The 12462-nt window shown below is 47.6% G+C and carries 15 protein-coding genes; 11 read left to right on the plus strand and 4 right to left on the minus strand.

What is annotated here, in order from left to right:
* The first annotated feature begins 83 nt into the window (after positions 1 to 83).
* The 10 genes from OF158_RS05875 (at position 84) to OF158_RS05920 (ending at position 8103) form a co-directional block, all read left to right on the plus strand.
* A complete protein-coding gene (locus OF158_RS05875; protein WP_225620879.1) occupies positions 84 to 1052 on the plus strand; it encodes a GGDEF domain-containing protein in 969 nt (322 codons plus the stop codon).
* 34 nt (positions 1053 to 1086) lie between these two features.
* Positions 1087 to 1773: a putative bifunctional diguanylate cyclase/phosphodiesterase gene (locus tag OF158_RS05880; RefSeq protein WP_235221809.1), complete on the plus strand. Its 687-nt coding sequence runs from the start codon at positions 1087 to 1089 to the stop codon at positions 1771 to 1773.
* A gap of 166 nt (positions 1774 to 1939) precedes the next feature.
* A complete protein-coding gene (locus OF158_RS05885) occupies positions 1940 to 2155 on the plus strand; it encodes a hypothetical protein (protein WP_014095621.1) in 216 nt (71 codons plus the stop codon).
* 131 nt (positions 2156 to 2286) lie between these two features.
* Positions 2287 to 3051 (plus strand): 2,4-dienoyl-CoA reductase, encoded by a 765-nt coding sequence (gene fadH / locus OF158_RS05890; RefSeq protein ID WP_035181941.1) that lies wholly within the window; start codon positions 2287 to 2289, stop codon positions 3049 to 3051.
* A gap of 22 nt (positions 3052 to 3073) precedes the next feature.
* Positions 3074 to 3982, plus strand: coding sequence for an acetamidase/formamidase family protein (locus OF158_RS05895; protein ID WP_026683826.1), 909 nt, complete (start codon positions 3074 to 3076; stop codon positions 3980 to 3982).
* A 337-nt stretch (positions 3983 to 4319) separates the two neighbouring features.
* A complete protein-coding gene (locus OF158_RS05900) occupies positions 4320 to 4571 on the plus strand; it encodes a YkuJ family protein (RefSeq protein WP_013858910.1) in 252 nt (83 codons plus the stop codon).
* A gap of 167 nt (positions 4572 to 4738) precedes the next feature.
* Complete coding sequence (gene cbpB / locus OF158_RS05905) at positions 4739 to 5185, plus strand: cyclic-di-AMP-binding protein CbpB (RefSeq protein WP_013858911.1); 447 nt, start codon at positions 4739 to 4741, stop codon at positions 5183 to 5185.
* 69 nt (positions 5186 to 5254) lie between these two features.
* On the plus strand, positions 5255 to 6145 hold the full coding sequence (locus OF158_RS05910) for a transcriptional regulator CcpC (RefSeq protein ID WP_071646891.1): 891 nt from the start codon (positions 5255 to 5257) through the stop codon (positions 6143 to 6145).
* 61 nt (positions 6146 to 6206) lie between these two features.
* A complete protein-coding gene (gene dapD / locus OF158_RS05915; RefSeq protein WP_014095617.1) occupies positions 6207 to 6917 on the plus strand; it encodes a 2,3,4,5-tetrahydropyridine-2,6-dicarboxylate N-acetyltransferase in 711 nt (236 codons plus the stop codon).
* A 67-nt stretch (positions 6918 to 6984) separates the two neighbouring features.
* A complete protein-coding gene (locus OF158_RS05920; protein WP_017552165.1) occupies positions 6985 to 8103 on the plus strand; it encodes an N-acetyldiaminopimelate deacetylase in 1119 nt (372 codons plus the stop codon).
* Between the two features lie 37 nt (positions 8104 to 8140).
* On the opposite strand, the gene yhfH is transcribed toward OF158_RS05920, so the two are convergent.
* From yhfH to OF158_RS05940, 4 genes are all read right to left on the minus strand, one after another.
* On the minus strand, positions 8141 to 8275 hold the full coding sequence (yhfH, locus tag OF158_RS05925) for a protein YhfH (RefSeq protein WP_013858915.1): 135 nt from the start codon (positions 8273 to 8275) through the stop codon (positions 8141 to 8143).
* Positions 8276 to 8725: 450 nt separating this feature from the next.
* Complete coding sequence (gene rnjA / locus OF158_RS05930; protein WP_014095615.1) at positions 8726 to 10393, minus strand: ribonuclease J1; 1668 nt, start codon at positions 10391 to 10393, stop codon at positions 8726 to 8728.
* A 4-nt stretch (positions 10394 to 10397) separates the two neighbouring features.
* Positions 10398 to 10604, minus strand: coding sequence for a DNA-dependent RNA polymerase subunit epsilon (locus OF158_RS05935; RefSeq protein ID WP_013858917.1), 207 nt, complete (start codon positions 10602 to 10604; stop codon positions 10398 to 10400).
* A 128-nt stretch (positions 10605 to 10732) separates the two neighbouring features.
* Positions 10733 to 10984 (minus strand): hypothetical protein, encoded by a 252-nt coding sequence (locus OF158_RS05940; RefSeq protein WP_142743390.1) that lies wholly within the window; start codon positions 10982 to 10984, stop codon positions 10733 to 10735.
* Positions 10985 to 11352: 368 nt separating this feature from the next.
* On the opposite strand from OF158_RS05940, the gene pdhA reads away from it, so the two are divergent.
* Complete coding sequence (pdhA, locus tag OF158_RS05945) at positions 11353 to 12459, plus strand: pyruvate dehydrogenase (acetyl-transferring) E1 component subunit alpha (protein WP_014095614.1); 1107 nt, start codon at positions 11353 to 11355, stop codon at positions 12457 to 12459.
* Positions 12460 to 12462: the final 3 nt, after the last annotated feature.

Consider the following 12462-nt stretch of genomic DNA (forward strand, 5'->3'; position numbering starts at 1 on the left):
TTTCTCTGTAAAATAGAAATATACTTTCACCTGAGTTTTTCAGCGTCAGCAAGCATTTTCTTGATCAGAAAAAGGATGATATTATGGACAAATCGAAAGCTGAAGGACAAACAAAGAAATTCCAGGAACTGCCAATCGATGTTTTTTTCAGCCGCGATTTTCTTTCCAAGCTTTCCGAGACGGTCAGTGTTTTGAAAGTGGAGAACGGGCCGGCGTTTAAGTTTGTTTATGTGAACAAAGAAGAGCAGATGGAAAAGACCGGAAAATTTCTACATGATGTCCTCGGGGAAGAGGAAGCCGCCCGGTTTGCATATTTTTGCCAAACTGCGCTGGAAGATAACAAAGCTGTCGACTTCATTCATCATTCGGATGCAAGGCGCATCCTCCATACTTCTTTGGCCGGCATGAACGGCGGAGAGTGGGTGATTGCCATTACAAGGGATGTGACAGCACTGCTGGATGGCGAACGGATGCTTCCGGATGCACGTACATATCAGCTTGACCCTTTAACAGGCCTTTGGAACAGGCACGCTTTGCTGGATCGGTTGAACAGGAAAACGGCGGAAGCAAAAAAAGGCGCGCCCCATCCGGCTGTATTATATATCGATCTTGACCGTTTTAAATTTTTTAACGATATTCTTGGCCAGCATGTCGGCGATGAAATTTTAAAACGGATAGCCATCCGCCTGAAGCAGCTCCCCTTTTCGGATTACGAAGTGTACCGCCAAGGCGGGGATGAGTTTATCGTGCTTACGGCCGGGCGCTCACGGGAAGAAGTGAAGCAAATGGCGGAACAGATCCTGGCGCTCTTTTATGACCCGTTTAAAATTGAAGGGGAAGATTATTTTTTGACGCCGTCCGTTGGCATCAGCCTGTTTCCGGAAGACGGCGAAGACGGGGAAACGTTAATCAAACATGCGGACACGGCTCTTTTTAAAGTGAAGGAACGGGGGAAAGGGCATTTCCTTTTTTACAGCAAAAAAATGGATGCCGACTTCCATAATTATATTTTGATGGAAGCCCATCTCCGCCGCGCCATGCCGCGCCATTGAAAAAAACGAGCTGGCCGTCCATTATCAGCCGCAAGTGCAGCTCGATACGGGCAAAATTAAAAGTTTTGAAGCCTTGTTGAGATGGCGCAACCCGAAATTCGGTAATGTCCCGCCTTTGAAATTCATTCCGCTTGCAGAAGAAACAGGGCTGATCACTTCAATCGGCGCGTGGGTGATCGATCACGTATGCGCGCAAATTGCACAATGGCGGCAAAAAGGGTGGGCCGGTTTCCGGGTCGCTGTGAATATATCCCCGAAGCAGTTTCTTGATCCCGGCCTGGCCGGACTTATCGGAAGAACGCTTGAAAAATACAAGCTGCCTGCGTCCGTGCTTGAAATTGAAATTACAGAAGGCGCAATGGAAGATAAAGGCCATATTTTAAAAGTGCTTAGCAGCCTGAAAGAAATGGGGCTGACGATATCGGTCGATGATTTCGGAACCGGGTATTCTTCTTTGAACTATCTTAAAAAATTTCCGGTTGACATTTTAAAAATTGACCAGTCTTTTGTCCGGGAACTGGAAAACAGCCAAAAAGATGCGGCCATTACAAAAACGATCATTCACCTTGCCCACCAGCTCGGGCTTGAAGTCGTCGCGGAAGGGGTCGAGGAACAAGGACAGGTGGAGTTTTTGCAATCGGCCCGCTGCCAGAAAGCACAAGGTTACTTCTTCAGCCGGCCTGTCCCCGCCGAAGAAGTGGAAAAGCAGCTGTTTGTGTAAAATCCGTCCGGTTAAATTGCAAAAACGTATTTTCTTTTCCCCTGACTAATGGTACATTGTATGGTATGGTATAGAAAAAAGAATTTCACCAAGACGGCTCTTTCTATCGTTTTCGGTGCCAGCCGGAATCCGGGCCGCATTTTTGGACACGGAAGGAGCGTTCAAAATGAGCGAAAGAATGGACATGATTTTTATCCCGGCTGAGGCTGGATATATTAAAGTTTACGTTTTCGGTTTTTTGCGTGACAGTGCCTGGGGGCAGGCGTATGCGGAATATAACGGCCTGACGGTTGTGGTAAAAGGCTATAACCGTAAGAAAACGATCATCCGGGCATTAACGAAGCTGCATGAGTCCTTATTAAAAATAAAAAAAGATTCTTAGTTTCATACGCCCTGGAAGCACTTGGGCCGGGGCACTGGGATCGTTTGCGACGGTATCCGGCAGCTTGCCGAATCCGTTGATTTTTTTATATATAATGAATGGCTGTTCATTCATGAAAGGGGAGAAGGTTGATGAAAGAAAAAGTTGTCATCGTAACAGGCGGTTCAAGCGGAGTGGGGAAGGCAATGGCGAATAAATTTGCGCAGTCAGAAGCAAAAGTGGTCATTACAGGAAGGGATGAGGAAAAATTAAAGGCAACAAAAGCGGAACTGCTCCGTTACCATTCTGATATTCTCACGGTGCAAATGGATGTCCGGAATCCGGAAGACGTCCAGCGAATGGTGGAAGAGACAGACAAAAAATTCGGACGCATTGATTTCCTTGTCAATAATGCCGCCGGAAATTTTATCTGCCCGGCGGAAAAATTATCGGTAAACGGCTGGAATGCGGTCATCAATATTGTCTTAAACGGGACATTCTATTGTTCACGGACGGTTGGAAACTACTGGATAGAAAAAAAGATCAAAGGGAGCATCCTCAATATGGTCGCCACCTATGCCTGGGGGGCAGGAGCCGGCGTTGTCCATTCTGCAGCGGCAAAAGCGGGTGTGTTATCCTTAACACGTACGCTTGCGGTGGAATGGGGCAAAAAATACGGCATCCGCGTCAATGCGATCGCGCCCGGCCCGATTGAAAGAACAGGCGGTGCGGGCAAGCTGTGGGAATCGGAAGAAGCGGCAAAAAGGACATTAGACAGTGTCCCGCTCGGACGGCTCGGAACGCCGGAAGAAATTGCCGAACTTGCTTTTTTCCTGTTCTCGTCCCATGCTGCCTATATCAATGGAGAAGTGATTACAATGGACGGCGGCCAGTGGCTGAATCAGCATCCTTTTTAAACGGCCGCGAAAGGAGCGGATCATGCAGCAACTGAAAAAAGAACATTTTATCACCCATTTTTCAGCGGAAAACAAGCCGGCTTACAAAGTCCGGCTGAACGAAACGTTTGCCGTGGAGACGTTTGATTGCTACGGCGGAAAAATCACATTGGAAACCCAGCTTAGGACGGAAGTGGACATTCCCTTTATCAACCCGGCGACAGGCCCGATTGAGATTGAAGGGGTTAAAAAAGGCGACATCCTTTGTATCAACATTCAAAATATCGAGCTGGATGAAGCCGGTGTCATGGTGCTTTACCCTGGGATGGGGGTGCTCGGCGAGGATGTAAAAGAAACCGATACGCGCATCATCCGTGTGAAAGACGGTCACATCCAGTTTAACAGCCAGCTTCAATTTCCGGCTGCCCCGATGATCGGCGTTATCGGCGTTGCCCCGGAAAAAGGCGCGGTGCTTTGTGAAACACCCGGGGACCATGGCGGCAATATGGATACGAGATGGATCACAACGGGGTCGACATTGTACCTTCCCGTTTTCCATGATGGTGCCCTGCTTGCGCTCGGCGATCTTCACGCCGCAATGGGGGACGGGGAACTGGACGGTTCCGGCGTGGAGATTGGCGGAAAAGTCACCCTGCAATGCACGAAACTGGCCGGCGCGCCCGCTATCGGCATGCCGGCCGTTGAAACCGACCGCGCATGGTTTTTGATTTCATCGGCAGAAACCGTGGAAGCGGCGACGAAAAAAGGGATGCGAGCGGCTGCAAACAGGTTCCGGGCTGCTTTCGGGCTTGGGTTTAATGACGCCTACAGGCTGTTGAGTGCCACATGCTCCCTAGAAATCAGTCAGATTGTAAATCCGCTTGTGACGGTCAGAATAGCTGTGCCGAAAGCTGTTTTGCCCGATTTGTTCGCGCCGGGCCCTCTGCTTTAAAAGCAGGACACTGAAAAAGTATTCAAGAAACGGTGAGACACTCTGGATGAGCGGTGTCTCGCCGTTTTTATGTTTTCTTTTCAATTTTTTGGAGCGGCTTCTTTTAAAACAGGAGTTTTTTCTCCGGGACAAATCGCAAAAATGTTACAAGGTCTTCCCCGATTTCGGATAAAATAAGGACAGAAACGGCACAAAATGAAAAAATTTGCCGCCGCTCCCTTTTCTAAGCGAAGGTTTTACTGTAAAATTCGAATGGGACAGGTTATCATTTGTGTGAATAAAAGGGTGAATGCCGGCATCCAAAACCGGTACTCACGTTCGTTGAAAGGAGTCCATTATGTCTCAATTATTAGGTATTATCCAAAGACTGCAGGCGATGCAGGAAGCAAAAGATACAGGGGAAGTCCAGCAACGGCGTTTTGAAGTGAACGGCAAGGCGCTCTGCCAGGTGAAATTTTTCCCGCAGACCGGAACGTTTGAACTGGAAGTATTCGATGGGCAAAAACACGCCAGCAAGTACCAGTTTGACGATCTGGATATTGCCGCCATCGAAATCTTTGATATCGTCCAGGAAGGCTCTGACAGTTAAAAAATTTTTTCGCCCGGCACAAAGCCGGGCGTTTTTCTTTCGTCAATCAAGTCCTGTTTATGATAAAATAGTAGTGATCCATCATGCATCAACGGCAAACGAAATAAGCATCTCCTCTTGAAGGTTTTTGTACCTGAAAATACGGAAGAAAAGGAGATTTTTGCAAGATGATTTCATTGCAGAGCCAGGAATTTCTTGAACCGAAAATCATGGATTTTATGATCCCGTCTGAAAAAGTGGCCCATGTGCAGGTTGGGAACAGCCTGGAACATGCTTTGCTCGTGCTGACGAAAAGTGGGTATGCCGCTGTTCCGGTTTTGGACGCCAGCTACCGACTGCACGGCCTGATCAGTTCCGCGATGATCACCGATTCCATTTTGGGGTTGGAACGGATTGAGTTTGAAAAACTAGGCGAGATTAAGGTGGAACAGGTCATGAAGGCGGACATTCCACGGCTGAATGTGCATGACAATTTTGAAAAAGCGTTGCGCTGGCTTGTTGACCACAATTTTTTATGTGTTGAAGACGATGAAGGATTTTTTGCCGGCATTTTTACACGGCGTTCGCTTCTGAAGGAATTGAACCATCATATTCATAAATTGAATCATTTTTAGCGGTGGCACCGCGCAAATGGCTGCGCGGTCCTTTTTTCCATAAACCAAAGAAAACGGATTGGGGTTAACATGAATTTTTCGGAGTGTCAGTTACTGTCTGTTTTAGCACAGGAGTTAAATATGCGGAAGGCGGCTGAACGGCTGTTTGTGTCGCAGCCCGCCTTGTCGCAAAGGCTGCAGTCGATTGAAAAGCAGTGGGGAGCGCAATTGTTTCTCCGCACGCAAAAAGGGTTGATCATAACGCCTGAAGGGGAACTGGTCATCCAGCTCGCCAACGAAATGCTCGAAAGGGAAGAAAATGTGCGGGAAGCCATCCGCACGCTCGACTCAAAAGTGTACGGAACATTAAAAATCGCCTGCGCCACGATCGTCGGCCAAAACTGGCTGCCGAAAGTACTGAAAACATTCGTTGAAAAATATCCGGAGGCAAAAATCTCGCTTGTTACGGGCTGGAGCAGTGAAATTTTGCGGTCCATTTACGAAGATGAAGTCCATATCGGCATTGTCCGCGGCTTGAATGAATGGAAAAGTACGAAAATCCATTTGTTTGAAGATCCGCTCTTTCTTGTAGACCAGGAAATTGACACCCTTGAAAAGCTGCCGGCTGCCGACCGGCCGTTTATCCAGTTTAAAAGCGATTCGAATTATTATCAGGAAATGATGGACTGGTGGCACCGCGAGTTTCAAACTTCCCCGAAACAAACAATCGTAGTAGACCAGATCGAAACGTGCAAGCAAATGGTTTTTAACGGTATTGGCTATGCGATTTTGCCTGCGATCACGCTGGACGGGGCGGAAATCCGCCATCTGCACAAAATTCCGCTCGAAGGGGAAGGCGGGGAGCCGCTGAAACGCGACACATGGCTGCTCGGTTATGACGCCGCGTTTCAATTGAAGCAGGTCCGTGCTTTTGTAAAAGTGGTGCGTGAATTTATTGCGGCGCAGCCCCATATCCTTTAAAATGAAACATATGCGCAAATGATCACATTTACGTGCGAATCTGCTGTCAGGAGGCATACATATGGACATGATGGATGCAAATGAAATCATTTCATTCATAGCAAACAGCAAAAAATCAACACCTGTAAAAGTATATGTGAAAGGAAATGTCGAAGGCCTTGATTTCGGTGAATCAGCCCGTGTTTTTGCAGGCGGCGGCATGGCTGTCGTCTTTGGTGAATGGGAAGAGATTTCGGCCGTGCTGGAAGCAAACCGTGGCAAAATCGCGGATTATGTTGTGGAAAATGACCGCCGCAACTCGGCCATTCCGCTTCTCGATTTAAAAGGAATCAACGCCCGCATTGAACCTGGCGTCACGATCCGTGACCGTGTGGAAATCGGCAATAACGCCGTCATTATGATGGGGGCCGTAATCAATATTGGCGCCGTCATTGGAGAAGGCACGATGATCGACATGAACGCCGTTTTAGGCGGCCGTGCAACAGTCGGGAAAAACTGCCATATCGGAGCGGGCACCGTGCTTGCCGGGGTCATTGAACCGCCTTCTGCGAACCCGGTTGTCATTGAGGATGATGTATTAATCGGGGCGAATGCTGTGATTCTGGAAGGCGTACGCGTCGGAAAAGGGGCGGTTGTGGCAGCTGGTGCGGTCGTCACGCAAGATGTGCCGCCACATACCGTTGTTGCGGGCATTCCGGCAAAAGTGATCAAAGAAATTGACGAAAAAACAAAATCCAAAACCGAAATCATGAAAGACCTCAGAAATTTGTAAGCCGGGGACGGGTGCCAAAAAAACGGTGCCCGGCCTTTTTTGCCATACCGGAAAGGAAGGACTGGATATGGAAACGAATTTGATTGCCATCAGGCGGGATCTGCACCGGATTCCCGAACTCGGATACAAGGAGCATAAAACACAGCGGTACATCCTTGATTTTATTTCGCGTTTGCCAAAAGGCCATCTTGAAGTGAAAACATGGAAAACCGGGGTGCTTGTAAAAGTAAAGGGGACCTGCCCCGAAAAAAAGATTGGTTACCGGACGGATATAGACGGCCTGCCGATCAAAGAAGAGACAGGGTTCCCGTTTCAATCGGAACACGAAGGAAACATGCATGCGTGCGGTCACGATTTTCATATGACGATTGCACTCGGGATTTTATCGCATTTTGCAAGCCGGCCCGTTAAGGATGATCTGATCTTTATTTTTCAGCCGGCAGAAGAAGGGCCTGGCGGGGCGAAAGCGATGCTGGAAGAAGTGCTGCACGATGAATGGCAGCCGGACCTTGTGATGGCACTCCATGTTGCGCCGGAATACCCGGCTGGTACGGTGGCGGTAAAAAAAGGGCTGCTGTTTGCCAATACATCTGAACTGTATATTGACCTGGAAGGAAAGGGCGGGCATGCGGCCTATCCGCAGCATACAAAGGATATGGTGGTGGCGGCGGCCCATCTGGTGACCCAGCTCCAGTCTATTATCTCACGCAATATCGACCCGCTCGACAGCGCAGTGGTGACCATCGGGAAAATCACCGGCGGCACGGTTCAAAATGCAATCGCGGAACATGCACGCCTTGAAGGGACGATCCGCACGTTATCGAGCGAAGCGATGGAAAAAGTGAAGCACAGGATTGAAACGCTCACAAACGGGCTTTCGGTCGGTTTTGAGTGCCGGGCGGAAATTGATTACGGCTGTAATTATTATCAGGTGTTCAATCATCCGGAAGAGACCGCCCGCTTTATGGATTTTGTCCGAAGCTACGGCGGGGTGCACCTGCATGAATGCAGGGAGGCTTTAACAGGGGAGGATTTCGGCTATATGTTGAAAGAAATCCCTGGCTTTATGTTCTGGCTCGGTGTCGGGTCACCATACGGGCTGCACCATGCCAAATTTGCGCCGGACGAACGAGCGCTCGAGACAGCTGCCGATTTGATGATAGCCTATATTTTATCGTTGCAATAAAAAAGAAGGGGATTTCCCCTTCTTTTTTATTACGGCGTTATTCTTCTTTTTTGGAAAGGCAATGGTCGCATTCCAGCATGTATGATTCTGCTTGTTCTTCAATCGGCTGACCGCATTCAGGGCATTGTTTCGCAGGCAATGTTTTAAAAAATTCAACTGGGCTCATCATCATTTTTCATCCATCTCCTTTTTCGTGTTTGGATTTTTAGGTTGTTATAAAACCATTCAATGATGCTGCGACAGCCGGGCTGGTGTCAGCAAAAGCATGTTTTATAACAACAAATCATTTATCCTTCTGTTATAATACAGTATATACCCTGAAATTTGTTTTGTACAGTACTTTTTGCAAAAAAAAATAAAAAATTCTTTTCAAGCGGATGGATAAAATTGGAAACGTTTCCTCTGCAAAACGCCGGCCGGATCGGGTACACCGGTTTGGCGCGCCTTTTTCAAACAGACATACAAAAAAGCACTATGCTAACGGGGAGGACACTGAAAAAATGTGTTTTAAATTTATTTATACAATGCAAAAAAACGGCGAGACACGATGAATGGTGGTGTCTCGCCGTTTTTCGTTTTCTTTTGGACTTTTCAAGTGGGCTTCCTGACGGGATCCCCTTTTTTAAACTTCCATAATAATCGGCATAATCATCGGCCGGCGTTTCGTTTTTTCGTATAAAAACGGCGCCAGCGTATCCGTAATTTCATTTTTGATTTCGGCCCATTGCGTCGTTTTCCGTTCCATCACTTTATTCAAGTGCTTTGTGATGATCGTTTGCGCTTCGTTGATCAAATCGCCGGATTCACGCATGTACACAAAGCCCCTTGAAATAATGTCAGGGCCGGATGCAATTTTAAACTCGTTCATATTGATGGCCACAACGACAATGACGAGCCCTTCTTCAGAAAGGATGCGGCGGTCGCGCAAAACAATATTGCCGATATCGCCAATGCCGCTCCCGTCAATATAGACAGAGCCGGATGGGATTTTGCCAGCAACTTCTGCGGTGTCATGACCGAGCGCCAGCACTTCCCCGTTATCCATGATAAAGCAGTTTTCTTCCGGGACGCCACAGTCGTTGGCAAGCTTGGCATGCATCCTGAGCATCCGGTATTCACCGTGGATTGGCATAAAATATTTCGGTTTGATCAGCCGCAGCATCAATTTCTGTTCTTCCTGACCGCCATGGCCTGATGTGTGCACATTGTTCAAAGACCCGCTGATCACATCGGCGCCGGCGCGGTACAGCAAATTAATCGTCCGGTTGATGCTCGTCGTATTACCCGGAATCGGGGAGGAAGAAAAAACGACGGTGTCGCCCGGTTGGATCTGGATCTGCCGGTGCGTGCCATTTGCAATTCTGGACAGTGCCGCCATCGGTTCGCCCTGGGTACCGGTACAAAGAATGGTAACCCGGTTGGCCGGCAGACGGTTCAATTGTTGTGTGTCAATAAACGTATCTTTCGGGGCACGGATATAGCCGAGATCACGGCCAATTTCAATCGCCGCTTCCATACTACGCCCGAACACGGCAATTTTCCGACCCGCCAAAACAGCCGCTTCCGTCATCTGTTGCAGGCGGTGGATATTGGAGGCAAAGGTTGCAAAAATAATCCGTCCGTCCACTTTCCGGAAAATATCCTGTATGCTTTCCCCGACACGTCGTTCAGACATCGTAAAATGCGGCACTTCGCTGTTTGTGCTGTCGGACAAAAGGCAAAGCACGCCTTCTTTTCCGATTTCGGCCATTTTCGTTAAGTTGGCCGGCTCACCCACTGGTGTAAAGTCAAACTTAAAGTCGCCGGTGTGCACGATATTGCCCGGCGGCGTTTTGACGACGATGCCGTAAGAATCCGGAATGCTGTGCGTCGTCCGGAAAAACGTAACAGATGTTTTCCGGAATTTAATCACATCGTCTTCTTTAATTTCAATCAGCTTTGTCTGCCGGAGAAGGCCGTGCTCTTCCAGCTTGTTCCGGATAAGGCCGAGTGCAAGCTTCCCGCCGTAAATCGGGACATTGATCTGGCGCAGCAAATACGGAATGCCGCCGATATGGTCTTCATGCCCGTGCGTAATAAACAGGCCCTTAATTTTGTCCGCGTTTTTCACGAGGTAGGTATAATCCGGGATGACATAGTCGATTCCGAGCAGTTCATCTTCCGGAAATTTGATGCCTGCATCAATTAAAATGATTTCATCTTGAAATTGTACGCCATAAGTATTTTTTCCGATTTCGCCTAATCCGCCGAGGGCGAAAACCGCTGTCTGGTCATTTTTAACAAATTTCATACAGTTACTCCGTTAATTTAAAATTTTCCTGCTGCTTTTCGTATTCAAGATATTTTCCCTCAAGCAGCTGAATGTATTCAATGTTGATTCGGCGGTCTTTCAACTTTTGGCGTACTTCCCTTTCCGATCCGGCTTCAATATAGAACGTCTTCGTGTTTTCCCGGACAGGAATCTCTTCAGGATTTTCCTGGTAATACACTTTGTAAATCATGATTAATCTCTCCTTGCTCCGTTTTCAATGTAACTTTTTCTATTATATATAAATCATGGTACATATCACAACTTTTTCATGGCCTTTTTTTCATAAAGAAAAGAATAATCCCTCTGGAAAAGAGGGATTCAAAAGTTCAGGCGATTAACTTTTTGCGCAGCATATCTTTCCACTGTTTTAAAAGCTTCTTCCTCAGCTTTTTTAACATTGTGGATCAACTCCCTACTTCTATTGTAATATTTATTTGGATATTGTAAAGGCGTGCGGCTCATCTTGTCCTTTATTATATGTAGGGAAAATGCGGAACCATCACGCCAAAATATGACAATTTCCGGCATGCCGGGAAAGATTGCTGCAAAAAATGGCAGCGTTTGCAACAACGTTTCGGGCCCGCGGAACCGGTTTTCCTGAAAACCTTCTCTCGCAACGTTTCCGCTTTTATAGTACAGTTTAAATTGCATATTGATACAGTTTTCCCGGGGAGAATGATTCGGTATATTAAAAAAATATCGGATAGAAAAAGCGTTTATAATTGACGCTTTTTTATTTTTCATGTACTCTATATATGTTGAATATAGTGTTGTATTAGTCACATCCGCTTTTTTATTGATACAGCGCTTTTTTGGCAGGCCAAAAATGATTGCGGTTACTTGAAAGAATTGTCGGTTTCTGCAGTAAACACACATTTTTTAAAATCGGCGAAATTGTATATCCATATATGCGGATAAAGAAAGGATTGGTGAACGGGATGGCTTCACGCACAAACCTTGATGAAGTAAAGACGCTTCATGATATTGAAGAAAAGTTTGAAACAGTCCAAATCTTAAATGAAGAAGGGAAAATTGTAAACGATTCCCTCATGCCGGATTTAACGGATGAACAGCTTCAGGAAATGATGCGGAGAATGGTGTATACGCGCATTCTTGATCAGCGGTCCATTTCCTTGAACCGCCAAGGCCGCCTCGGGTTTTACGCGCCGACTGCCGGCCAGGAAGCTTCCCAAATTGCTTCCCATTTTGCACTTGAAAAAGAGGACTTCATTCTCCCGGGATACCGCGATGTGCCGCAGCTGATCTGGCATGGCCTTCCGCTTGAACAGGCATTTTTATGGTCGCGTGGACATGTGGACGGGATGAAGGGCATTGAAAAATTGAACATTCTCCCGCCGCAAATCATTATCGGCGCTCAGTATGTGCAGACTGCCGGCGTTGCGCTCGGCATTAAAAAACGCGGCAAAAAGGCCGTTGCCGTGACATATACAGGGGACGGCGGCAGTTCACAAGGGGACTTTTACGAAGGCATCAACTTTGCGGGTGCTTTTAAAGCCCCAGCTGTTTTTATTGTTCAAAACAACCAGTTCGCGATTTCAACGCCGCGTTCCGTGCAAACTGCGGCCAAAACACTGGCGCAAAAAGCGGTGGCTGCAGGCATCCCGGGCATTGTAGTGGACGGCATGGACCCGTTTAGTGTATATGCGGCGGTAAAACGCGCGCGCGAACGGGCGCTCGCCGGAGAAGGTCCTTCTCTGATTGAAACGATCTGCTACCGTTTCGGCCCGCATACGATGAGCGGGGACGACCCGACGCGTTATCGTACGGAAGACCTTGACAATGAATGGGCGAAAAAAGATCCGCTCGTCCGTTTCCGCAAGTTCCTCGAACAGAAAAACCTGTGGAGCGAAGAGCAGGAAAATGAAACGATCGAACAGGCGAAAGAAGATATTAAAGCTGCCATTAAGAAAGCGGACAGCGCACCTAAACAGAAAGTGACGGATCTGATCTCCGTGATGTACGAAGAACTTCCGCAAACTTTAAAGGAACAATACGAATTTTACCAAGCAAAGGAGTCGAAATAAGCC

It is taken from the genome of Weizmannia sp. WK01 (genome assembly GCF_025905465.1).
GTDB classification, from domain to species: domain Bacteria; phylum Bacillota; class Bacilli; order Bacillales; family Bacillaceae_C; genus Weizmannia; species Weizmannia faecalis.